Source organism: Rhodobacter capsulatus (assembly GCF_052363185.1).
Lineage (GTDB): Bacteria > Pseudomonadota > Alphaproteobacteria > Rhodobacterales > Rhodobacteraceae > Rhodobacter > Rhodobacter capsulatus_E.
On the sequence record NZ_CP198955.1, the window covers coordinates 2,891,080 to 2,913,293 of the forward strand.

Annotated in this window: 19 protein-coding genes; 14 read left to right on the forward strand and 5 right to left on the reverse strand. The window is 65.7% G+C overall.

Features of this window, described 5'->3' with window-relative positions; all coding sequences use genetic code 11:
• Positions 1-13 precede the first annotated feature (13 nt).
• From bchE to ACTTAG_RS14235, 3 genes are all read right to left on the reverse strand, one after another.
• The gene (gene bchE / locus ACTTAG_RS14225; protein ID WP_444462886.1) at positions 14-1,741 is read right to left on the reverse strand and encodes a magnesium-protoporphyrin IX monomethyl ester anaerobic oxidative cyclase; all 1,728 of its coding nucleotides are present in this window, start codon (positions 1,739-1,741) and stop codon (positions 14-16) included.
• Positions 1,742-2,078: 337 nt separating this feature from the next.
• The gene (gene ppsR / locus ACTTAG_RS14230; protein WP_444462887.1) at positions 2,079-3,464 is read right to left on the reverse strand and encodes a transcriptional regulator PpsR; all 1,386 of its coding nucleotides are present in this window, start codon (positions 3,462-3,464) and stop codon (positions 2,079-2,081) included.
• 98 nt (positions 3,465-3,562) lie between these two features.
• Positions 3,563-4,393, reverse strand: a complete 831-nt coding sequence (locus tag ACTTAG_RS14235; RefSeq protein WP_444462888.1) for a cobalamin B12-binding domain-containing protein — start codon at positions 4,391-4,393, stop codon at positions 3,563-3,565.
• Positions 4,394-4,706: 313 nt separating this feature from the next.
• On the opposite strand from ACTTAG_RS14235, the gene bchF reads away from it, so the two are divergent.
• The 14 genes from bchF (at position 4,707) to ACTTAG_RS14305 (ending at position 20,320) form a co-directional block, all read left to right on the forward strand.
• Positions 4,707-5,222, forward strand: coding sequence for a 2-vinyl bacteriochlorophyllide hydratase (gene bchF, locus ACTTAG_RS14240; protein ID WP_444465256.1), 516 nt, complete (start codon positions 4,707-4,709; stop codon positions 5,220-5,222).
• Complete coding sequence (locus tag ACTTAG_RS14245) at positions 5,219-6,493, forward strand: ferredoxin:protochlorophyllide reductase (ATP-dependent) subunit N (protein WP_444462889.1); 1,275 nt, start codon at positions 5,219-5,221, stop codon at positions 6,491-6,493. Before bchF ends, ACTTAG_RS14245 begins: the two co-directional genes overlap by 4 nt.
• Positions 6,490-8,067, forward strand: a complete 1,578-nt coding sequence (gene bchB, locus ACTTAG_RS14250) for a ferredoxin:protochlorophyllide reductase (ATP-dependent) subunit B (protein ID WP_444462890.1) — start codon at positions 6,490-6,492, stop codon at positions 8,065-8,067. Before ACTTAG_RS14245 ends, bchB begins: the two co-directional genes overlap by 4 nt.
• Before the next feature lie 4 nt (positions 8,068-8,071).
• Complete coding sequence (locus ACTTAG_RS14255; protein ID WP_444462891.1) at positions 8,072-11,641, forward strand: magnesium chelatase subunit H; 3,570 nt, start codon at positions 8,072-8,074, stop codon at positions 11,639-11,641.
• Between the two features lie 28 nt (positions 11,642-11,669).
• The gene (bchL, locus tag ACTTAG_RS14260; protein WP_444462892.1) at positions 11,670-12,584 is read left to right on the forward strand and encodes a ferredoxin:protochlorophyllide reductase (ATP-dependent) iron-sulfur ATP-binding protein; all 915 of its coding nucleotides are present in this window, start codon (positions 11,670-11,672) and stop codon (positions 12,582-12,584) included.
• Position 12,585: 1 nt separating this feature from the next.
• Positions 12,586-13,260 carry a magnesium protoporphyrin IX methyltransferase gene (bchM, locus tag ACTTAG_RS14265; RefSeq protein WP_444462893.1) on the forward strand — a complete coding sequence of 225 codons (675 nt, stop codon included), beginning with the start codon at positions 12,586-12,588 and terminating at the stop codon, positions 13,258-13,260.
• Positions 13,257-14,690, forward strand: coding sequence for a PucC family protein (locus tag ACTTAG_RS14270; RefSeq protein ID WP_444462894.1), 1,434 nt, complete (start codon positions 13,257-13,259; stop codon positions 14,688-14,690). Before bchM ends, ACTTAG_RS14270 begins: the two co-directional genes overlap by 4 nt.
• A 15-nt stretch (positions 14,691-14,705) precedes the next feature.
• Positions 14,706-15,470, forward strand: coding sequence for a photosynthetic reaction center subunit H (gene puhA, locus ACTTAG_RS14275; protein ID WP_444462895.1), 765 nt, complete (start codon positions 14,706-14,708; stop codon positions 15,468-15,470).
• A gap of 71 nt (positions 15,471-15,541) precedes the next feature.
• Positions 15,542-16,183 (forward strand): photosynthetic complex putative assembly protein PuhB, encoded by a 642-nt coding sequence (gene puhB / locus ACTTAG_RS14280; RefSeq protein WP_444462896.1) that lies wholly within the window; start codon positions 15,542-15,544, stop codon positions 16,181-16,183.
• Positions 16,184-16,193: 10 nt separating this feature from the next.
• Positions 16,194-16,682, forward strand: coding sequence for a photosynthetic complex assembly protein PuhC (gene puhC, locus ACTTAG_RS14285; RefSeq protein ID WP_444462897.1), 489 nt, complete (start codon positions 16,194-16,196; stop codon positions 16,680-16,682).
• A gap of 186 nt (positions 16,683-16,868) precedes the next feature.
• Complete coding sequence (puhE, locus tag ACTTAG_RS14290; protein ID WP_444462898.1) at positions 16,869-17,699, forward strand: putative photosynthetic complex assembly protein PuhE; 831 nt, start codon at positions 16,869-16,871, stop codon at positions 17,697-17,699.
• A 108-nt stretch (positions 17,700-17,807) separates the two neighbouring features.
• Complete coding sequence (locus ACTTAG_RS14295) at positions 17,808-18,296, forward strand: lysozyme inhibitor LprI family protein (protein ID WP_444462899.1); 489 nt, start codon at positions 17,808-17,810, stop codon at positions 18,294-18,296.
• A 16-nt stretch (positions 18,297-18,312) separates the two neighbouring features.
• Positions 18,313-18,957 carry a NifB/NifX family molybdenum-iron cluster-binding protein gene (locus ACTTAG_RS14300; protein WP_444462900.1) on the forward strand — a complete coding sequence of 215 codons (645 nt, stop codon included), beginning with the start codon at positions 18,313-18,315 and terminating at the stop codon, positions 18,955-18,957.
• A 40-nt stretch (positions 18,958-18,997) separates the two neighbouring features.
• Entirely contained in the window at positions 18,998-20,320 is a 1,323-nt protein-coding gene (locus ACTTAG_RS14305; protein WP_444462901.1) for an ABC1 kinase family protein, read from the forward strand.
• On the opposite strand, the gene ACTTAG_RS14310 is transcribed toward ACTTAG_RS14305, so the two are convergent.
• Both ACTTAG_RS14310 and ACTTAG_RS14315 read right to left on the reverse strand, forming a co-directional pair.
• Positions 20,317-21,549: a sensor histidine kinase gene (locus ACTTAG_RS14310; RefSeq protein WP_444462902.1), complete on the reverse strand. Its 1,233-nt coding sequence runs from the start codon at positions 21,547-21,549 to the stop codon at positions 20,317-20,319. The genes ACTTAG_RS14305 and ACTTAG_RS14310 overlap by 4 nt on opposite strands.
• A complete protein-coding gene (locus ACTTAG_RS14315) occupies positions 21,546-22,199 on the reverse strand; it encodes a response regulator transcription factor (protein ID WP_444462903.1) in 654 nt (217 codons plus the stop codon). Before ACTTAG_RS14315 ends, ACTTAG_RS14310 begins: the two co-directional genes overlap by 4 nt.
• Between the last annotated feature and the right edge of the window lie 15 nt (positions 22,200-22,214).

A 22,214-nucleotide genomic window follows, 5' to 3' on the forward strand; every position in this document is an offset into this window, starting at 1 on the left:
CCGTCACTCCTTCTTATTCCGCGGCGTCGACCATCTGGTCCTTGCCGCCCCCGCAGGCCATCGCCGCATGTTCGGCGCTGCGCGCTTCGTGCGTCTCGGCCGAGAGGTCGAATTCGTCCTCGGCATCCGCGGGCATCACGAAGTTCGCGGTGTTGCGTTCGCTGGCGCGGTCCTTCATCTGGGCGCGCAGCGCTTCCTGCCGTTCCTTGTGCTTGCGCGACCGGTCGGCCGCGGCTTCCCAGTCGGCCACCTGCGCCTCGGCGATCTTGCGGGTCGTGTCGAAGTGGAAATCGACCGTATCCTTGGTTTGCGGGCCCCAATAGCCAGCCTTTCCAAGGTCATAGAAGGTCCGCCCCACCCCGGCCTTGAGGAAGGCCTTGAGGCAGCCAAGCAGGTAACGGCGACGGAAGCCGGTGCCACGCCACGGATAATGGAAGAGCGCCTTGCGCATGTAGAAGCGCCGGTAGTTCTTCATCACGCCGTCCAGCAGCTCGCCGCGGGTCAGTTCCTTCGGCTTCATGATCGGGGTCACGAAGTTGTATTTCGAGAAGTCGAAGACCTCGACCTGATCGCGCAGCTCCTGGAAGAGCGGCGTGAAGGGCCAGGGCGTATACATCGACCAGTTCGCCAGGTCCGGCTGCCAGTCCCAAGCCATCTGGAAGGTTTCTTCCAGCGTTTCCTTGGTCTCGTTGTCCAGACCGACGATGAACTGCGCTTCGGTGAAGATGTCGGCTTCGCGCAGAAGGCGGATCGCCTCCTTGTTCTCGGCGACGGTGGTTTCCTTGTTGAAGAGGTCCAGCTTCAGCTGCGCCGCGGCTTCGGTGCCGAGCGAGATGTGCACAAGGCCCGCTTCGCGGTAGAATTTCAGCAGGTCGCGGTCGCGGTAGATGTCGGTCACGCGGGTGTTGATGCCCCATTTGACCTTGTGGTTCAGACCGCGGTCGATCATCTCCTGGCAGAATTCGACGAATTTCTTCTTGTTGATCGTCGGTTCTTCGTCGGCCAGGATGAAGAAGCCCACGTCGTAGTTGTTCACCAGATCTTCGATCTCGTCGACCACGGCCTTCGGCGAGCGGACGCGGTAGTCGCGCCAGAATTTCCACTGCGAGCAGAACGAGCAGGTGAAGGGGCAGCCCCGCGCCATGTTCGGGATCGCGACGCGCACGCCGAGCGGAATATAGATATAGTGTTTCCAGTCGATCAGCGACCAGTCGGGCTTCAGGCTGTCGATGTCCTTGACGGTCGGCGCGGCCTGCGTGGCCACGATCTCGGTCCCGTCATGGAAGGCCAGACCCTTGATCGAGGCGCGGTCTTCCGGCCAGCGGCCCTCCTCGACGCAGCGCGCGAGTTCGACCATGATCTCTTCGCCTTCGCCGCGCACGATCGCATCGACCCAGGGCGCTTCCGACAGCACCTGACGGAACATGAAGGTGGCATGCACGCCGCCCAGAACGCGCACCGCATTCGGCACCACTTCCTGCGCGATCTTCAGCGTCTCTTCCGCCTCGTAGATCGACGGCGTGATCGAAGTCACACCGATCAGGTCGGGCTGAAGTTCCACGAACTTCTTGCGCAGCTCGTCATGCGAGACATTGAGCGTCATCGCATCGATGAAGTGGACGTCGTCGAAACCCGCTTTCTTCAGGTGACCGGCAAGATAGGCGACCCAAGCCGGGGGCCAGTTCCCCGCGATCTCGGCCCCGCCGGAGTGGTAATTGGGGTGGACGAAAAGGATGCGCATGGCTGACCCTCCAGGGCGTAGGTGTAAACCTCAGTTGACATGTATCCCAACCATATTAAATCGCACAGGTCAAATGCAGAAAATTGCCGCACCCCTGTCGCGGCGCCCAAAGCGCGCTCGCAAGCTTTTGATATTCCTTGATTCTGCTTGAGCCCCTTCCCCGCCCCCGGGGGGCCTGCGACGGGGTGGCGCAGCCGTGCAAGGACAGGGGAAAAGGGGGAACATCGGCGGCGGAAAGGCGGCTTTCGCCCGCCCTGCCCGGCCGGACTTTCCAAAGGTGAATCAGGCATGGGGAATTTCGGCCGCGACCCACGCCGCGACCTGGGCCCGTCTGGCGTTATTCCGCGTCTTTCGACAGCAGGCCGAACTTGCGCAGCTTGACGTAAAGCGACTGGCGCGACAGCGACAGAAGCTCGGCCGCGGCCACCCGGTTGTTGCCGGTCAGCTCCAGCGCCGTTTCGATGCACATCTTCTCGATGATCTCGGTGGTTTCCGAGACGATGTCGCGCAGCGTGGCATAGCCCACCATCTGCATCACGTTGCGCAGCCCCTCGTTCGAGGCCATGCCGGGCATCAGCCGCGTCGCATCGGCCAGGTTGCTGTCGCGGATCACCAGCGCGATCGTCGGCGTCGCGCGGTCATGAAACAGCGTCGCCGACAATTCCACCGACACCTGCCCCGAGAAATCGGTATTGAGCCGCGTCACATAATGGCGCAGGTGGCCGATGCGCTTGACGTTATCCAGAAGCACATTCAGGTCGATGGCGCCGCGCGACAGGAATTCGGCAAAGGACCGCCCCTGCACCAGCGTCGCCGAACCGGCATCGGTCAGATAGAGAAAGGCCTCGTTCGCCGCCCGGATCGTGCCATCGGCGTCCAGAAACACCATCGCGTCGATGCCCTTGAGGAACAGCCGCTCGGTCAGTTCCGCGGTGTCATCCACCCGGGGGCGCTGCGCCTCGGCCTCGCCCAGACGGCACAGCAACAGCCGGTCGCCCGCGGCGCGGAACAGCGTCGCCGTCACCGTCACCTTCCGGCGCGAGCGCCGGATCGTCAGCTCGATCCCGCCCAAGGGGTCCGACCCGGCGAGCTTGGCCAGATTTTCCAGAAACTCGCCGCGCCGCCGGCCGTCCAGCTCCTGCCCCACCGGCGCGTCGATCAGCTCCGCCCGGGTGGCGCCAATGATCCCGGCCGCGGCGGCGTTCAGATCGGCAATCCGCCCGGTCGACATCGACACGATCAGAAGCGGCGCCGGATGCGCCTCAAGGAGGACGCGATAGCGGGTCTCGATCTCGCGCTGGATCTCGTAGTCGCGTTCCAGCGCCAGCTGCGCCTTGACCAGTTGCTGCTGCACTTCGGCCATGGGCTGCATGTCGCGCCCGATCATCAACAGCGTGCCATCCTCGCCCGAGCGGGTGATGGTGTAGCGGATCGGCAGGGTGAAGGCGTCGCAGCAATGCGTCAGCTCGACATGCAGCACCCGCCCCGGCTCGGGTCCGTCGGCCAGACGGTTCTCCAGCTTCTGCGCGCTTTCGGGGCTGAACAGGCTGCCAAGACGGGCGCCCTGCCAGGGGGCGAAACGCTCGGCGCTGCCAAGCTGCGGATTGACCATCACGGATTCGACGACACGCCCGGGCGAGACCACCAGGGCAATATCGCAGGCCGACGTCACGATGTCAGCCAACAGGTCAGGAGAGACCTTTTGCAGGGCCTCCCGTCGCATCAAGAAGCTTCCATCCGATGTCACGGCCGTAACCTTTCCACAACCCGTGTCTCTTCGTCAGCCTTCCTTCGTCATCCTCGACCCACAACCGTTTTCAGTCATACCAGAGAAAATTCGGAAATGACGAGCGAAAGATCGTTCGTCACCAGATCCGCCCCGGTTCTTGCGAGTGCTTCCGCGCGTTGCGCCACGATGGCCCCGCCAATCGCAACCCGCATCCGCCCCTTCGTCAGGCTGGAGAGGGTTTTGACGAGTTTGGCGCAGATTTCAACCCTGTCCATGCTGCCCACGGTGATCAAAGCAGCATCAAAGCGGGTTGTCGCCATCAAACGCGACAAATCACTCAATCCCGGGGCGAAAAGCATCCGCACCGAAACGCCCCTGCGGCGAAGCTCCGTCGCCACGACCAGCGCGCCCAGCGTGTGCTGCTCGCCCGGGGGCACAACCAGAAGCACCGTCGCGCCGTTAGCGCAACCAACCGAGTCGGCGGTGACCCGGGATTGCAGCGCATGCACCAGCTCCTGCAGGCGCGAAATCGCGATGGTGACCTGGGCAAAGCCAAGCCGATCCGCATCCCAGGCGGCGCCGACCTGACGGGCCGCCTCGGGAACATAGTGCATGGCCATCTCTTCGACCGGGACATGTGCGGCACGGAATTCATCGAACAGCAGGTCCATCGCGCCAAGCTCCGGTCCCGTTGCCAGTTCGACCATCCTGTTCACAAGCACGGTCTGCAGGTCAGCCACTCCATTCGTGCGCCGCGCGACAAGTCGCCCGATCGCTTCCAGAGCCAGCCCGACGAAACCATCAAGGCATCCCGTCGCGCCATGCTCGAGTTCGACACTTATATCCCGCATTCGAGTCCCCGAAACCCAACGTCGTCCAGGATCGTTCCCCATCCCGGGCGCGCGGAACATGACATGGGTCAATAAACCCACATCCATTGCACATCAACACGCCTCTCCCGTCCACCCGAATTGAGGGGGTGCGACGATGACAGCCGCGCCGGGCCGCAAGGCACGGGCCAGGCTGGAAAAGGGCGCGTCCCGCCCCGCCCGGTTTCTGCCCGGACGAGTCGTGGCAGGGGTGTAGCCGGGGGGATGCCCCGGCTTCAAGACGACCCGATGCCCCGGGGCAGCGGCGTTTCGTCCCGCCCCTGAGTGTAAGTTTTCATTGACACTTTCGCGTGACCAGCCCAGTTTTACGGCAGAGTGCGCTCACGAAGAAAGGCTGGCTGCCACTATGCCGAAATCCCCCGAAAACCCGTCGCGAAAAGCACTCTACACCGAAGAAGAACGCGCCCGCAGGGACGCGACTCCCTGGACGCTGGTGCAGGCCATCCTGGCGCCGCTGCAGTTCCTGGTCTTCGGCATCTCGCTCGTGCTCGTGGTCAGATTCCTTTTGACCGGAGAGGGTTACGAGGCTGCGACGATCTCTATCCTGATCAAGACGCTTTTGCTTTACACGATCATGGTGACCGGAGCGATCTGGGAAAAAGTCGTGTTCGGGCAGTATCTTTTCGCCCCCGCCTTCTTCTGGGAGGACGTGTTCTCCTTTGGGGTGATCGCCCTGCACACGGCCTATCTCTGGGCGCTTTTCACCGGCCAGCCCGATACCACGCAGATGTTCATCGCGCTGGCTGCCTATGCAACCTATGTCATCAACGCCGGACAGTTCCTGTGGAAACTGCGTCAGGCGCGGCTGCAGGCGGCCTCTGACGCCGCCGGCTCCCTGGTGATGGAACGGGGGACGCCATGAGCCTCGATTCGCCGACTTTCGGCTGCACCGATTCTCCGGTGCGGCGTGAGCGTGGCCAGAAAGCCGTCTTCTGCGGCCTGACCTCGATCGTCTGGCTGCACCGCAAGATGCAGGATGCTTTCTTTCTGGTCGTGGGGTCGCGCACCTGCGCGCATCTGTTGCAGGCCGCCGCGGGCGTGATGATCTTTGCCGAGCCGCGCTTTGGCACCGCCGTTCTGGAAGAGCAGGATCTGGCGGGCCTGGCCGATGCGCACAAGGAACTTGACCGCGAGGTGGCGAAGCTTCTGGAACGCCGCCCCGATATCCGGCAGCTGTTCCTGGTCGGCTCCTGCCCCTCCGAAGTGCTGAAACTGGATCTGGACCGCGCCGCCGAACGGCTGAGCGGCCTTCACGCGCCGCATGTGCGGGTTTACAGCTACACCGGCTCGGGGCTCGACACGACCTTCACCCAAGGCGAGGACACCTGCCTGGCCGCGATGGTGCCGACGCTGGACGCGACCGACGCAGCCGAGCTGATCGTCGTCGGCGCCCTGCCCGATGTGGTCGAGGATCAGTGCCTGTCGCTTCTGACCCAGCTGGGCGTCGGCCCGGTGCGGATGCTGCCCGCGCGGCGCTCGGACATTGAACCCGCCGTCGGCCCGAACACCCGCTTCATCCTCGCTCAGCCTTTCCTGGGCGAAACCACCGGCGCGCTGGAACGGCGCGGCGCAAAGCGGATCGCCGCCCCCTTCCCCTTTGGCGAAGAGGGCACGACGCTGTGGCTGAAGGCCGTGGCCGATGCCTATGGCGTCTCGGCCGAAAAGTTCGAAGCCGTCACCGCCGCGCCGCGGGCCCGGGCGAAAAAGGCGATTGCCGCGCATCTCGACACGCTTTCCGGCAAGTCGCTCTTCATGTTCCCCGACAGCCAGCTGGAAATTCCGCTGGCGCGGTTCCTTGCGCGCGAATGCGGCATGAAGACGACCGAGATCGCCACCCCTTTCCTGCACAAGGCGATCATGGCGCCCGATCTGGCGCTTCTGCCCTCGAACACGTCCCTGACCGAGGGGCAGGATCTGGAGGCCCAGCTGGACCGGCACGAAGCGATCAACCCCGACCTGACCGTCTGCGGTCTGGGTCTGGCGAACCCGCTTGAGGCCAAGGGTCATGCGACGAAGTGGGCAATCGAACTGGTGTTCACGCCGGTGCATTTCTACGAGCAGGCGGGGGATCTGGCCGGGCTGTTCTCGCGCCCGTTGCGCCGTCGTGCATTGCTGAACGGAGGCGCGGCATGAAGCTGACGCTCTGGACCTATGAGGGCCCGCCGCATGTCGGCGCGATGCGTGTTGCCACGGCAATGAAGGACCTGCAGCTGGTGCTGCACGGGCCTCAGGGCGACACTTACGCCGATCTTCTGTTCACGATGATCGAGCGCCGCAATGCCCGTCCGCCGGTGAGCTTTTCCACCTTCGAGGCCTCGCATATGGGGACCGACACGGCGATCCTGCTGAAGGATGCGCTGGCGGCGGCCCATGCGCGCTACAAGCCGCAGGCGATGGCGGTGGCGCTGACCTGCACGGCGGAACTGCTGCAAGACGATCCGAACGGGATTTCCCGTGCGCTGAACCTGCCCATTCCGGTCGTGCCGCTGGAACTGCCGAGCTATTCGCGCAAGGAAAATTACGGCGCGGACGAGACCTTCCGCGCGCTGGTGCGGGCTTTGGCCGTGCCGATGGAGCGCACGCCCGAGGTGACCTGCAACCTTCTGGGCGCCACCGCCCTTGGCTTCCGCCATCGCGACGACGTGGCCGAGGTGACGAAACTGCTCGCCACGATGGGGATCAAGGTCAATGTCTGCGCGCCCCTCGGCGCCAGCCCCGATGACCTGCGCAAGCTCGGTCAGGCGCATTTCAACGTGCTGATGTATCCCGAAACCGGGGAATCGGCGGCCCGCCATCTGGAACGCGCCTGCAAGCAGCCCTTCACCAAGATCGTGCCGATCGGCGTTGGTGCCACCCGTGATTTCTTGGCGGAAGTGAGCAAGATCACCGGCCTGCCCGTCGTGACCGACGAATCGACGCTGCGCCAGCCATGGTGGAGCGCTTCCGTCGACTCCACTTACCTCACCGGCAAGCGCGTCTTCATCTTCGGCGACGGCACCCATGTCATCGCCGCCGCGCGGATCGCCGCGAAGGAAGTCGGCTTTGAAGTCGTCGGCATGGGCTGCTACAACCGCGAGATGGCGCGGCCCCTGCGCACCGCTGCCGCCGAATACGGGCTCGAGGCGCTGGTCACCGACGATTATCTGGAAGTGGAAAAGGCGATCGAGGCGGCGGCGCCGGAACTGATCCTTGGCACGCAGATGGAACGCAACATCGCCAAGAAGCTGGGCCTGCCCTGCGCGGTGATCTCGGCGCCCGTCCATGTGCAGGACTTCCCCGCCCGCTATGCCCCGCAGATGGGCTTTGAGGGCGCGAACGTCCTGTTTGACACCTGGGTCCACCCGCTGGTGATGGGCCTTGAGGAACATCTGCTGACGATGTTCCGCGAAGATTTCGAATTCCACGACGCGGCCGGGGCCAGCCATCATGGCGGCAAGGCGGTCGCGCGTGAAGAATCCCCTGTTGCCCCGGCCGAAGCGGCCCCAGCGGCGACCTCCGACACCCCGGCAGCGCCCTCGCCGGTAGTCGATGCCCCCGCCAGCGGTGAAATCCGCTGGATGCCCGAGGCCGAGCGCGAATTGCGCAAGATCCCGTTCTTTGTCCGGGGCAAGGCCAAGCGCAACACCGAACTTTATGCCGCGCACAAAGGCGTGTGCGACATCACCGTCGAAACCCTCTATGAGGCCAAGGCCCATTATGCACGATGAGTCGATGAGCGGAACCCTGCCGCTGCCGCCGCACCGTCCGGGCGGCTATAACGTCGTGATCGTCACGCTGGACCAACATGCCGCCGGTCCGGCTGCCCGCGCCCTGCCGCGGCTGCAACACGACTTCCCCGACATCCATATTTCCGTTCACGCCGCTGCCGAATGGTCGGAAAACCCCGCCAAGCTCGCCGCTGCGAAAGCGGCGGTGCTGAACGCCAATATCGTTGTCGCGAACCTTCTGTTCATCGACGAGCATCTGCAGATGATCGTGCCCGAGATGCAGGCGGTGCGCGACACTCTGGATGCCTTTGTCGGCATGGTCGCCGATCCGCAGGTGGTCCGTCTGACGAAGATGGGCGATCTGGACATGACCAAGCCCGCTTCGGGGCCGATGGCGCTTCTGAAGAAGCTGCGCGGCAAGAACGAGCCGGGCGCGGGATCTGCCGAAAAGCAGATGTCGATGCTGCGCACGATCCCGAAGATGCTGAAATTCATCCCGGGCAAGGCGCAGGATCTGCGCGCCTGGTTCCTGTGCATGCAATATTGGCTGGGCGGCTCCGAAGACAACATCGAATCGATGGTCCGCTATCTGGTCGGCCGCTACGCCGACAACCGCGACTGGCGCGGGATCAAGGCGGCCGCGCCGATCGATTACCCCGAGGTCGGTCTTTATCACCCCGACATGCCGGGCCGGATCACCACCGATCCGAAGAAACTGCCGCAGCCCGCCAATCCGGTCGCCACGATCGGCATCCTGATGCTGCGCAGCTACATCCTGGCCAATGACACCGCGCATTATGATGCGGTGATCCGCGAATTGCAGGCGCATGGCGTCGCCGTTCTGCCCGCCTTCGCCGGTGGTCTTGATGGCCGCCCGGCGATCGAGGAATTCCTGCAAGGCAAGGTCGATACGCTGCTGTCGCTCTCCGGCTTCTCGCTGGTGGGCGGTCCCGCGTATAATGACAGCGATGCCGCGGTCGAGGCGCTGAAGGCGCTCGACGTGCCCTATATCACCGCGCAACCGCTGGAATTCCAGACGCTTGGCCAATGGCGGGCGTCGGGGGGCGGGCTTGGTCCGGTGGAAACCACCATGCTCATTGCGCTGCCCGAAATCGACGGCGCGACGAACCCGACGGTGTTCGCGGGCCGCCATGATCCGGCGGGCTGCCTGACCTGTGCGCGCGGCTGCAAACCCGACCCGGAAGCCGAAAGCCACGCGATGGCGCCCTGCCCCGAGCGGATCGAGACGCTGGTGGACAAGGTTGTCCGCATGGCGAAGCTGCGCCGCTCCAAGGTCGCCGAACGCAAGGTCGGCATCGTGCTTTACGGCTTCCCGCCGAATGCGGGCGCCGCCGGGACTGCCGCTTATCTCTCGGTTTTCGAAAGCCTGTTCAACGTGATGCACGCGATGAAGGCTTCGGGCTACCAGATGGGCGAGCTGCCCGAAAGCGTGCAGGAGCTGCGCGACGCGGTGCTCTGCGGTCCGAACACGACGCATGGCCAGCCCGCGCAGATCGCGGCCCGCATTCCCGCGGCGGAATTCGTCGCCCGCACGAAATGGCTGAAAGACATCGAAGCCGCCTGGGGCTCCACCCCCGGCAAGCACCAGACCGACGGGCGGGACGTCTTCGTTCTGGGCCGTCAGTTCGGCAATGTCTTCGTCGGCCTGCAGCCGGTCTTCGGCTATGAAGGCGACCCGATGCGGCTGCTGTTCGAAAAGGGCTTCGCACCGACCCATGCCTTTGCGGCCTTCTACCGCTGGCTGCGCGAGGATTTCGCCGCCGACACGCTGCTTCACTTCGGCATGCACGGGGCGCTGGAATTCATGCCCGGCAAACAGGCGGGCATGTGCGAAAGCTGCTGGCCGGATCGGCTGATCGGCAACCTGCCGAACGTCTATCTTTACGCCGCCAACAACCCGTCGGAAGCGACGCTTGCCAAGCGCCGCTCGAATGCGGTGATCGTCAGCCACCTGACCCCGCCGCTGGCGCAATCGGGCCTTTACAAGGGGCTTGCCGAGATCAAGGAAAGCTTGGGCCGTCTGCGGGCGCTGCCGCCCGACTCGCCCGAGGCTGAAGATCTTGAGGCGCTTGTGCGCGAACAGGCCAAGGGCGTGAACATGGACGCCAGCGACCTTTCCACGCTTTGGGAAAAGCTGCTGGAAACCGAAGGCGCGCTGATCACCGAGGGGCTGCATGTCGTCGGCCGTCCGATGACGGCCGAGGCCCGCGCCGAGATGCTCGCCCTGATGCCGGAGAATGCCGACCGTGCGCGGGCGGACAAGCTTCTGCAGGAAGAGCATGAAATCGCCGGGCTTTTGCACGCGCTGGATGGCCGCTATGTGCCGCCGGTGCCGGGCGGCGATCTGGTGCGCTCGCCCGAGATCCTGCCGACCGGGCGCAACATCCACGCCTTCGACCCGTTCCGCATGCCGACCGCTTTCGCGATCCGCGACGGCGCGGCGCAGGCGGCGCGGCTCTTGGCCACCCACCCCACCCTGCCGCGCTCGATCGCGCTGGTGCTGTGGGGCTCGGACAACATCAAGTCGGACGGCGGTCCGATCGGTCAGGCGCTGGCGCTGATGGGCGCGCGGCCGCGGTTCGACAATTACGGCCGTCTGGCCGGGGCGGAGCTGATCCCGCTGGCCGAGCTGGGCCGTCCGCGGATCGACGTGGTGATGACGCTTTCGGGCATCTTCCGCGACCTGCTGCCCTTGCAGACGAAGCTTCTGGCCGAGGCCGCCTATCTGTGCGCGTCGGCGGAAAACGAGCCGCTCGCGCAGAACTTCATCCGCGCCAACACGCTGACCTGCATGCAGGAAACCGGGATGGACTTCGAGACGGCCTCGCTGCGGGTCTTCTCGAATGCCGAAGGGGCCTATGGGTCGAACGTCAACACGCTGGTCGGCTCTGCCGGGTTTGGCGACGAGGATGAACTCGCCGATGCCTATGAAGCCCGCAAGTCCTTTGCTTACGGGCGCGACGGCAAGTCCACCAAACAGGTGAACCTGCTGCAAAACGTGCTGAGCAAGGTCGATCTGGCCTATCAGAACCTTGAATCCGTGGAACTCGGCGTGACCACCGTCGATCACTATTTCGACACGCTGGGCGGCATCGCGCGGGCGACGAAACGGGCGCAGGGCGGCAAGGAAACGCCGGTCTATATCGGCGACCAGACCCGCGGCGCGGGCACGGTGCGCACGCTGCAAGACCAGATCGCGCTGGAGACCCGGGCGCGATCGCTCAACCCGAAATTCTACGAAGGGTTGCTGAAACACGGCGCCGAAGGCGTGCGGCAGATCGAAGCGCAGGTCACGAACACCCTTGGCTGGTCGGCCACGACAGGGCAGGTTGAGCCGTGGGTCTATCAACGGCTTTCGGAAACCTTTGTCCTTGACGACGAGATGCGCGAGCGGCTGGCCAGCCTGAACTCGGCCGCGTCAAGCCGGATGGCGCAACGGCTTCTGGAAGCTTCGGACCGCAATTACTGGCAGCCGGATGCTGCAACTCTGGCCGCGCTGCAAGCAGCCGCGGACGAGTTGGAGGACCGGATGGAAGGCGTTGCGGCGGAATGAGATGGACGACTACGAAAAGGAGGGCCGCATGAGCCCGCGCGACGATATTCCCGACCTGAAGAGCTTCGACGGCGACGGCGAGGGCTCGGTGCAGGTGCACGACAGCGAAGACATCGGCCTCGATGTCGGCGGCGCGCGCGTGTTTTCGGTCTATGGCAAGGGGGGGATCGGCAAATCGACCACCTCTTCGAACCTCTCGGCCGCGTTCTCGCTTCTGGGCAAGCGCGTGCTGCAGATCGGCTGCGATCCGAAGCATGACAGCACCTTCACCCTGACGGGTCGGCTGCAGGAAACCGTGATCGACATCCTCAAGCAGGTGAACTTCCACCCGGAAGAACTGCGCCCCGAGGATTACGTCACCGAGGGTTTCAACGGCGTGATGTGCGTCGAAGCCGGGGGCCCGCCCGCGGGGACGGGCTGCGGCGGCTATGTGGTGGGCCAGACGGTGAAACTGCTCAAGCAGCATCACCTGCTGGAAGATACCGATGTCGTCGTCTTCGACGTTCTGGGCGACGTGGTCTGCGGCGGCTTTGCGGCCCCCCTGCAGCATGCCGACCGGGCGCTGATCGTGACCGCGAACGATTTCGACAGCATCTATGCGATGAACCGCATCATCGCCGCCGTGCAGGCGAAGGCGGTGAACTACAAGGTCCGTCTGGCGGGCTGCGTCGCCAACCGCTCGCGCGAGACGAACGAGGTCGACCGCTACTGCGAGGCGGCGAACTTCAAGCGCATCGCCCATATGCCCGATCTGGACAGCATCCGCCGCTCGCGGCTGAAGAAGCGCACCCTGTTCGAAATGGACGATGCCGAGGATGTGGTGATGGCGCGCGCCGAATACATCCGTCTGGCCGAGACGCTCTGGCGCTCGACCGGCGAGCCGGGCCTGACGCCCGAGCCGCTGACTGATCGCCATATCTTCGAACTTCTGGGATTCGACTGACATGTCCTCCGACTATGCAGACATCCGCGACCGGGTCGAACACTATTTCGACCGCACCGCGACCCGTGCCTGGGCGCGGCTGACCACCGCGGACGAGAAGGTAAGCAAGGTCCGCCAGACCGTCCGCGAAGGCCGCGACACGATGCGCGCCGTCATGCTGTCGCGCCTTCCCGACGATCTGACCGGCTGCCGCGTCATGGATGCGGGCTGCGGCACCGGGCTGACGACGGTGGAACTGGCCAGACGCGGTGCCGATGTGGTGGCGGTGGATATCTCGCCGCAGCTGATCGACATCGCCAAGGACCGCCTGCCGCCCGAATTGCGCGGCAAGGTGAGCTTCCATGTCGGCGACATGGCGGACCCGGCGCTGGGCCAGTTCGACTATGTCGTGGCGATGGACAGCCTGATCTATTATCGCGCGCCGGACATCGGCCGGGTGCTGACCGAACTGGGCAAGCGCACGCATAGCGCCATCGTCTTCACCGTCGCGCCGAAAACGGCCTTCCTGATGGCGTTCTGGTGGCTGGGCAAGCTTTTCCCGCGCTCGAACCGCTCGCCGGTGATGATCCCGCATGCGCTCGACAAGTTGCAACGCCATGCGGGCGACAGCCTGATCAAGATCGACCGCGTCGCGCGCGGCTTCTACATCTCGGAATGCCTGGAGTATCGGCCATGATACTCTCTCGCCGCATGATCGGGTCACTGGCAATGACCTGGCTGCCCTTCGCGGATGCGGCGTCCGAGGAACTGCCCCTGCGGCAATTGCTGCGGCTGTCGCTGTTCCAGATTTCCGTCGGCATGGCGCAGGTGCTGCTTTTGGGCACGCTCAACCGGGTGATGATCCTGGAACTGAGCGTGCCCGCGCTTGTCGTGGCGGCGATGATCTCGATTCCGGTGCTGGTGGCGCCCTTCCGCGCCATCCTTGGCCACCGCTCCGACACCTACCGTTCCGCCCTTGGCTGGAAGCGGGTGCCCTATCTGTGGTTCGGCTCGCTGTGGCAGATGGGCGGGCTGGCGCTGATGCCGTTCTCGCTGATCCTGCTTTCGGGCGATCAGGTGATGGGCCCCGACTGGGCGGGCGAGGCCTTTGCGGCCGTCGCTTTCCTGATGGCGGGCCTTGGCATGCACATGACCCAGACCGCGGGTCTGGCGCTTGCGGCCGACCGCGCCACCGAGGCGACGCGGCCGCAGGTGGTGGCGCTCCTTTACGTCATGTTCCTGATCGGCATGGGCATTTCCGCCGTGATCGTCGGCTGGCTGCTGCGCGACTTCGATCAGATCACGCTGATCCGCGTCGTGCAGGGCTGCGGGGCGATGACGCTGGTGCTGAACGTCATTGCGCTGTGGAAACAGGAAGTGATGCGGCCGATGACCAAGGCCCAACGGGAAGCCCCCCGTCAAAGCTTCCGCGAGGCCTGGAAACTCCTGGCGGCCGAGCCCGGCGCCCTGCGGCTTCTGGCCACGGTGATGGTGGGCACCCTTGCCTTTTCGATGCAGGACGTGCTTCTCGAACCTTATGGCGGGCAGGTGCTTGGCCTGAAGGTGGGGCAGACGACCTGGCTCACCGCAGGCTGGGCCTTTGGCGCGCTGGTGGGTTTCATCTGGTCGGCACGGCGCCTGTCGCAAGGGGCCGTGGCGCATCGTGTCGCTGCGCGCGGGCTTCTGGTCGGCATCGTCGCCTTTACGACGGTGCTGTTCTCGGCGCTTTTCGCCAGCAAGGTGCTGTTCTTCGCGGCGGCCATGGCCATCGGCCTTGGCAGCGGCATGTTCGGAATTGCCACGCTGACCGTGGCGATGATGGTGGTCGTGCGGGGTGCTGCCGGCATCGCGCTCGGCGCCTGGGGTGCGGCGCAGGCCACGGCGGCGGGGCTTGCGGTGTTCATCGGGGGTGCGACGCGTGACCTCGTTGCCCACGCCGCCGCGGCGGGTTATCTGGGGTCACTCGATAGCCCGGCGCTCGGCTACACGGTGGTCTATGTCACCGAAATCGGACTGCTCTTCATCACCCTTGCCGTGCTCGGACCACTTGTTCGCCCCGGCAGCCTTTTCCCCAAGAAGCCGGAAACCGGCGAGGCTCGGATCGGCCTTGCCGAATTTCCAACCTGACAAAGGAGGACCAACATGGTCGGTGTCAATTTCTTCGGAGACTTCGATCTGGCCAGTCTTGCAATCTGGTCGTTCTGGGCGTTTCTCGCCTATCTGATCTACTATCTGCAAACCGAGAACATGCGCGAAGGCTATCCGCTCGAAAACGACGATGGCCTGCCTTCGGTCAACCAGGGCCCGTTCCCGGTGCCGTCGCCGAAGACCTTCGAGCTGGCCGATGGCCGCAAGGTTGTCGTTCCCTCGGTCGAGAACGAAGAAGCCCACCGTCGCACCGACCTCGCGCTTGAGCGCACCTCGGTCAACGAAGGCTATCCGTTCCGTCCGACCGGCAACCCGATGCTTGACGGCGTGGGCCCGGCTTCGTGGGTGCCGCGGCGCGACGAGCCCGAGGTGGACGCGCATGGCCACAACAAGATCCAGCCGATGCGCAAGACCGAGATGAAGGTTTCGGCCGGGCGCGATCCGCGCGGGATGCCGGTGCAGGCGGGGGATACCGAAGTGGTCGGCAAGATCGTCGACATGTGGGTGGACATCCCCGAACAGCTGGTCCGTTACCTCGAGGTCGAACTGAACTCGGGCAAGAAGAAACTTCTGCCGATGACCATGCTGAAGATCTGGTCGGACCGTGTGCGCGTCAACGCGATCACCTCGGACCTGTTCGACACCATCCCCGACATCAAGTCGCCGGATGTGGTCACCAAGCTCGAAGAAGAAAAGATCTCGGCCTATGTCGCCGGGGGCTACATGTACGCCAAGGGTGTCAAACCCTACGCGCTCTGATGCGAGCCTACGGGGACGGCGCGCGCCCGCGCCGTCCCGTCTGACCGCACTACTGGAATACGGAGGTCTGCATGTCAGACCATGACTTCGACTTCGAACCCCAGCCGGGGATCCCCGCCCCCCTGCCGGAGGGCGAAGAGATTCTCTGGCAAGGCAAGCCCGACATGTGGATGCTGGCGCGCGACGCGTTCAAGATCCGCTGGATCACCGGGATCATGCTGTTTGTCGCCGCCTGGCGGACCGTGCTGATCTGGCACGAAGACGGCGCCCGGGTGGCGCTGCCCACCGCCGTGCTGTTCCTTCTGATGGCCGCTGTCGTCTACGGGCTGATGCTTCTGCTCGCCTGGGCGCAGGCCCGCGCCGCGATCTACACCATCACCTCGGCCCGCGCGATCCTGCGCATCGGCGCCGCGCTGCAGGTGACTTTCACCATTCCCTTCACCGTGATCGAATCGATGTCGCTGGCCAAGCTGGGCCGCAAGGGCTTCGGCACGATCGCGCTGCAGAACCGCTCGGACATGCGCCTGTCCTATGGCGTCCTTTGGCCGCATGCGCGGCCCTGGCACTTCCGCGTGCCGCAGGCCGCCTTCCGCTGCATCCCCGAGGCCGAAAAGGTCGCCCGCATCCTCTCCGAGGCGGCGCAGGCGAAGCTGAACGAACCGCAGGTCGTCGCCGCGCCGAAAGCCGGTGCCGGTCTGGCCGTGGCGGAATGAGGGGGCAGGAATGGCACAGCTTCCCCTGACCCCCGCCCCGCAGCGCCCCGATGCGAAAGCCCCGCGCAAGCCCGAGGCCGAACTGATCCCGAAACCGCTCTTGCGGGCGATGATCGGCATCGCGCTTCTGTCGCTGGCGCTGACCAGCTATGCCGTGCTGACCGGCCGCCCGCGCGAGGGCGTGCCGCCGCCGGGCAATGTCGTGGCCGAAAAACTGGTCGTGCTCAAGGATATCGACGCGCGGCATGTCACCGTCTCCGACCCCGAGGGCAATCTGCTGCTGGATCTGCCCGAAGGCGGTTTCGTCGATGTGATGGCGGCCGCCGTGCGCCGGTCGCGCGCGGTGGCGCGGATCACCGACAACCCGCCGGTGCGGATCGTGCGTTACGACAACGGCCGCCTGGCGATGGAAGACCCGGCCACCGGCTGGTCCACCGAACTTTACGCCTTTGGCGCCGACAGCAAGGCCGCCTTCGAGCGTATTCTTGACATGAATTGAGGACCCGATGCCCGCATTGACCCGCCTTCGCCTGTCCCGATCCGGTGCCGCTCCGGCATCCGCAGGCCTGTGCGCGGTGTCGGGCGGCGTCGGGTCCGGCCTTACCGCCCCCGTGGCGGTTCGGATCGGGGCGATGGGCGCGTCCCCCGGTCCAGCGCGGCGCCCCCGTGACCGGGGGTGCCGCGCATGAACAACCCGTGGCTCGTTGCGCTGACGACGATCTTCGTGTGGTGGTTTTCCACCGGTGCGATCCTGTGGCGCATCCGTCGTGCCGACCTGTCGGGCCGGGCGGCGCATATGCGCTCGGTCGTGGGCGGGCTGCCGCTCTTGATCGGCGGCTATATCGCCATGGCCAATTCCGCCGATGACACATCGGTGCGCGGCGCCCATGTCGCCTTCCTCTCGGCCGTTTCGGTCTGGGGCTGGTTCGAACTCGCCTTCCTCTCGGGCGTCGTCGCCGGGCCGAACCGCGAGCCCTGCCCGCCCTTCGCCTCGATGACGGAACGGTTCATTCGCTCGGTCGGCACGCTTTTGTGGCATGAAATCGGCCTGATCTCGGCCTTGATCGTCTGTGCCGTGCTGGTCTGGAACGGCGAGAATCATTTCGGCCTGTGGACCTTTGGCACGCTGTTCTTTGCCCGCGTCTCGGCGAAACTGAACCTGTTTCTGGGCGTGCCGCGGATCAACACGCAGTTCCTGCCCAAGCCGCTCGCCCATCTGGCCAGCCATTTCCACCACGCCCGGATGAACTTCCTGTTCCCGGTCTCGATCACCGTGCTGACCTTTGCCACCGGCTGCTGGATGGAACGGGCGGCGGATGCCGAAACCGACGGGATCTTCATCGGTTTCGTGCTGCTCACCGTGCTGACGGCGCTCGCGCTTCTGGAACACTGGTTCATGGTGCTGCCGCTGCCCGACCAGAAGCTCTGGACCTGGATGCTGCCCTCGGTCGAGGACGCGCCCGAAGCTGTGGCCGAGCCGGTTCCAGTGCCGGTGCGCATCCCCGTGGGGGAGTGACGCGCGCAAACGTGAACGCGCGATGTCTGAAATTGTGACGAGGTCACAGACGCCCCCTGCCCTGCCCGCTTATCTGCCCGCATCCGGACTTTCACGAGGTTTCCGCCGATGCGTGTTTCGACCCTCTCGCTTGCCCTCGCCCTCTGCCTGCCGCTGCCCGCCCTTGCGGGAAATCCCACCGCCGATTGCATGGAAGCGGCGACGACCCCCGAGGCGCAGGCCGCCTGTATCGGGCTTTCCGCCGAGGCCTGCCGCAAGCGTCCCTCCACCACCCAGCCCACCGATGTCGCGGCCTGCTATGCCGACGAACATGGCTGGTGGCGCAAGCGCATGCTGGCGGCGGCCGAGGCGATGAAGCTGCGGGCGGAAAAGCTCGACGTGCCCTATTCGAAGCAGATCGCCGCGGGCATGCCGCGGCTGGCCGACGATACGCAGATCATGCTTGACGCCTGGCAGACATGGGCCGAGAAACGCTGCACCTTCGAGGGGATGGTGCATCGCAACTCGCCCCGCCGGATGGTCTATGCCGCCGCCTGTCACATGCGGCTGACCGCCGAGCAGACCCTGTTCCTCGAAGCCTCTGCCAAAGCCAACTGACCCCCGAGGAGCGCCCATGCTGATCGCCGTTGCCAGCCAGAATTTCCGCACCATCACCGGCCATGCGGGCAAGACCCGCCGCTTTCTCGTCTATGAGGTGACGGCCGGACAGGCCCCGGTCGAGGTGGATCGCCTCGACCTGCCGAAAGAGCTGGCGATGCACGACTTTCACGGCGACGGGCCGCATCCGCTGGATGCGATGACGGCGGTGATCTCGGCCGGCGCGGGCGAGGGCTTTGCCGAGCGCATGGCCGAACGCGGCGTCTTTGCCGTGGTGACCGAGGAAGAGACCGACCCGGCCACCGCCGCGGGCACGCTGGCCGTGGCCATCGTCGAGGCGCTGTCGGCGGCGGGGATGCGGCTTGAGGATCTGGAGGGCTGCGGTTGCGGCTGTGGCAGCCACGGTCAGGAAGGCTGCGACGGTCAGGGCGGCTGCGGCGGCCATGACCACGATCACGATCACCACCATGACCACGATCACGCCCATGGCCACGGGCACGGCGGTTGCGGCTGTGGCGGCGGCGGTCATCGCCGGGGCCAAGGGCGGCATCGCGGTGGCTGCGGCGGTCACGACCATGCTGCCGAGGCGGCGCCGGTGCTGCGCGATGCGCCGCGCCAAAACGGGGGCGGTTGCGGTTGCGGCGGCTCTGGCCGGCACTGAGCCCCGCCCTATCTGACACGAACGCAAGACTGGAGTGACCATGACCGAGCGCAAGCCCGAAATGAAACCCATGCCCGTGCCCTCCTCGCGCTTCGTGCGCGCGGCGAAGCTTGGGGGGCTTGCCTCGAGCATCGCGGGCTCGGTGATGGCCGAGGGGGCGAAGAGCCTCGCCCGCGGCCAGCGCCCGGTGATGAGCGATCTGCTGCTGACGCCGCAAAACGCGCTCAAGGTCGCCGACAAGCTGGCGCAGATGCGCGGCGCGGCGATGAAGATGGGCCAGCTGATGTCGATGGACGCGGGCGAGATGCTGCCGCCCGAACTGTCGCAGATCATGGCCCGGCTGCGCGCCGAGGCGCATTTCATGCCGCCCGCGCAGCTGAAAAAGGTGCTGATCACCGCCTGGGGCCCGGATTTCCTGAAGCATTTCAAGAAATTCGACGTGCATCCGATTGCCGCCGCCTCGATCGGGCAGGTGCATCGGGCCTGGACCAAGGACGGCCGCGATCTGGCGATCAAGGTGCAATATCCGGGCGTGCGCAAGTCGATCGACTCGGACGTGGACAATGTCGCGACGCTGATGAAAGTGTCCGGGCTGGTGCCGAAGGGGCTGGATATCTCGCCGATGCTGGAGGAGGCGAAGCGGCAGCTGCACGAGGAAGCCGATTACGAGCGCGAGGGCAAGTATCTGGCGCTGTTCGGGCAACTCAAGGAAAACAGTGCCGATTTCACCGTGCCCGCGCTGCATGCCGATCTGACCACGCGCGAGGTTCTGGCGATGTCCTTTGTCGAGGGCGCGCCGATCGAAAGCCTCGAGACCGCGCCGCAGGCCGAACGCGACCGGGTGATGCGGCTGATCGTCGATCTGATCTTCCGCGAGTTGTTCGACTACCGGCTGATGCAGACCGACCCGAATTTCGCGAATTTCCGCTACGACCCGGCGACGGGGCGGGTGATCCTGCTCGATTTCGGCGCGACGCGCGAATTCCCCGAGGAATTTGCCGCCCGCTACCGGCGGCTTTTGCGCGCGGGGCTCGATGACGACATGACCGGTGTGCGCGATGCCGCGCGCGAGATCGGCTTTCTGCACGCCGAGATGCCCGGGGATCTGGAGGCGATGCTGCTGGACATGTTCCGGATGTCGGTCGAACCCCTGCGTCAGCCCGGGTTTTACGACTTCGGCCAGAACGATCTGGCGCTGCGGATGCGTGATGAAAGCCTGGCGTTGCAGTCGCATCGGCATCATTTCCGCTTTCCGCCGGTGGACAGCCTGTTTTTGCAGCGCAAATTCGGCGGCGTGTATCTGCTGGCAACGAAACTGCGCGCCCGGATCGACCTGCGCAACGTTGTTGAAAGCTGGCTTTAAAACCGCACCACCACCCGCGCCTGCCCGGACCGGATCGACTTTTCCACGCCCGCCCCCATCGCCGCGGCCAGCGCCGCGACGATGGAGAGCCCCAGCCCCAACCCGCGCGAACCGGGGCCCTTGGCAAAGGGCGCCTCGACAAAGGCCGTCTGCGCGGTCGGATTCTCGATCATCAGCGCCGCGCCCTGCCCCGCCGCAGCCGGAGAGATCACCACCCGCACCGGCCCGGTGCCATGTTCCAGCGCGTTTTCCAGAAGGTTGCGGATCAGGATCGCCAAAGCATCGGCATCGACCGGCAGGTCAAGGCTTTCCAGATCGCCATCGTCAAAGCGCAGCTCCGCGCCCTGCCGCCGGGCCTCCTCGACCAGAAGGCGGGTGATCTGCACCAGATCGGCCGGGCCGCGCCCCAGACCAAGCCCCGCTTCAGAGCGCGACAGCTGCAACAGCCGCTCCACCCGCCGGGTCAGCTCATCCAGCATCGGCAACGCCGCCTCGGCCCCCGGCCCGCCCAGCAGATCGAGCCGCCCCCGGATCGCCGCGATCGGCGTGCGCAGCTCATGCGCGGCATTGGCGATGAAGCGGCGCTCGATCGCGCGCAGATCGTCGATCCGCGCCAGATAGCTGTTCAACCCCCGCGCCAGCGGGCGCAACTCCTGCGCCAGACCGGCTTCGGGCAGGGGCGAAAGATCATCGGGACCGCGCCCGGCAATCGCCCCGGCCAGATCATCGAGCGGCGCCAGCGCGCGGCGCAGCGCGCGGCGCAGACCCAGGATCAGCAGCCCCACCACCGGCCCGACGAGGATCAGCAGCGACACCGCCGCCTCGGCCATTTCCGAGCGCCGCCAGGCCTGGTCATGCGCCACCTCGACCACCACATGATCGCCGCTGCGCCGCAGCACCCGCCAACCCGCCTGTTCGAAATAGCCGTCCGCGGCGGGCGAGACCCAGGGCACCACGGGTTCGGGCGCGCCGGGGCGGATGATCCGCAACAGCCGCTCGTCATGATCGGGCGAGACCTCCACCAGACGCGGCACCGCCGGATTGCTGCCGGTTTCGAGTGCGAGGATCGTCGTCTCGGCGACCAGTTCCAGTTCTTCGTCAAACCCCTCGCTCATCTCGCGGTCAAGGAACACGACCGTCAGCGCCACCGTGCCCAGCCAGCCCAGCGCCACCACCCCCAGCACGGCGCGCAGCAACCGGTTGCGGATCGAGCGCGGCGCGCGGCTCATGGCAGCACATAGCCCAGACCGCGCCGGGTCTCGATCACCTCGGACCCCAGCTTGGCGCGCAACCGCGAGACATAGACCTCGATCGCATTGCCCTCGATCCGGTCGTCAAAGGCGTAAAGCGCCTCCTCCAGCGCCGATTTGCCCAGAACCCGGCCACGCGCGCCCAAAAGCGCCTCGAACAGCGCCCATTCCCGCGCCGTCAGCCGCACCTCGGCCCCCGCCCGCCAGACCCGCGCCAAAGCCCGGTCCACCTCCAGCGCGCCCAGCACGATCCGCGTTTCGGGCACGCCCTGCGCGCGCCGGGCATGGGCGCGAATGCGGGCGGACAATTCGTGCAGATCGAAGGGCTTGACGACGTAATCATCGGCCCCGGCATCCAGCCCCGCGATGCGGTCGGAAATCTGGTCGCGCGCGGTGGCGATGATCACCGGCGTGCGGTCGCCCCGGTCGCGCCGGGCGCGCAGCACATCAAGCCCCGAGCCATCGGGCAGGCCCAGATCAAGGATCACGCAGGCATAATCGCCGACCGCCAGCGCCGTCCGCGCCGTTTCGGCATCACCCGCCAGATCGACGGCATGCCCCTCGGCGCGCAGATGGCGCGCAAGGGTCTCGGCAAGATCGGCGGTGTCTTCGACCAGAAGCAGGCGCATGGCCCCGGCATAGCC

Coding starts and splice junctions, on each gene's coding strand:
- puhC (WP_444462897.1), top strand. CDS start 16,194: ATGGCACAGCTTCCCCTGACCCCCGCCCCGCAGCGCCCCGATGCGAAA.
- ACTTAG_RS14255 (WP_444462891.1), top strand. CDS start 8,072: ATGAGCGGAACCCTGCCGCTGCCGCCGCACCGTCCGGGCGGCTATAAC.
- ACTTAG_RS14310 (WP_444462902.1), bottom strand. CDS start 21,549: ATGAGCCGCGCGCCGCGCTCGATCCGCAACCGGTTGCTGCGCGCCGTG.
- ppsR (WP_444462887.1), bottom strand. CDS start 3,464: ATGCGACGGGAGGCCCTGCAAAAGGTCTCTCCTGACCTGTTGGCTGAC.
- bchE (WP_444462886.1), bottom strand. CDS start 1,741: ATGCGCATCCTTTTCGTCCACCCCAATTACCACTCCGGCGGGGCCGAG.
- puhE (WP_444462898.1), top strand. CDS start 16,869: ATGAACAACCCGTGGCTCGTTGCGCTGACGACGATCTTCGTGTGGTGG.
- bchL (WP_444462892.1), top strand. CDS start 11,670: ATGAGCCCGCGCGACGATATTCCCGACCTGAAGAGCTTCGACGGCGAC.
- ACTTAG_RS14295 (WP_444462899.1), top strand. CDS start 17,808: ATGCGTGTTTCGACCCTCTCGCTTGCCCTCGCCCTCTGCCTGCCGCTG.
- ACTTAG_RS14315 (WP_444462903.1), bottom strand. CDS start 22,199: ATGCGCCTGCTTCTGGTCGAAGACACCGCCGATCTTGCCGAGACCCTT.
- bchM (WP_444462893.1), top strand. CDS start 12,586: ATGTCCTCCGACTATGCAGACATCCGCGACCGGGTCGAACACTATTTC.
- ACTTAG_RS14245 (WP_444462889.1), top strand. CDS start 5,219: ATGAGCCTCGATTCGCCGACTTTCGGCTGCACCGATTCTCCGGTGCGG.
- ACTTAG_RS14300 (WP_444462900.1), top strand. CDS start 18,313: ATGCTGATCGCCGTTGCCAGCCAGAATTTCCGCACCATCACCGGCCAT.
- ACTTAG_RS14270 (WP_444462894.1), top strand. CDS start 13,257: ATGATACTCTCTCGCCGCATGATCGGGTCACTGGCAATGACCTGGCTG.
- puhA (WP_444462895.1), top strand. CDS start 14,706: ATGGTCGGTGTCAATTTCTTCGGAGACTTCGATCTGGCCAGTCTTGCA.
- ACTTAG_RS14305 (WP_444462901.1), top strand. CDS start 18,998: ATGACCGAGCGCAAGCCCGAAATGAAACCCATGCCCGTGCCCTCCTCG.
- bchB (WP_444462890.1), top strand. CDS start 6,490: ATGAAGCTGACGCTCTGGACCTATGAGGGCCCGCCGCATGTCGGCGCG.
- bchF (WP_444465256.1), top strand. CDS start 4,707: ATGCCGAAATCCCCCGAAAACCCGTCGCGAAAAGCACTCTACACCGAA.
- puhB (WP_444462896.1), top strand. CDS start 15,542: ATGTCAGACCATGACTTCGACTTCGAACCCCAGCCGGGGATCCCCGCC.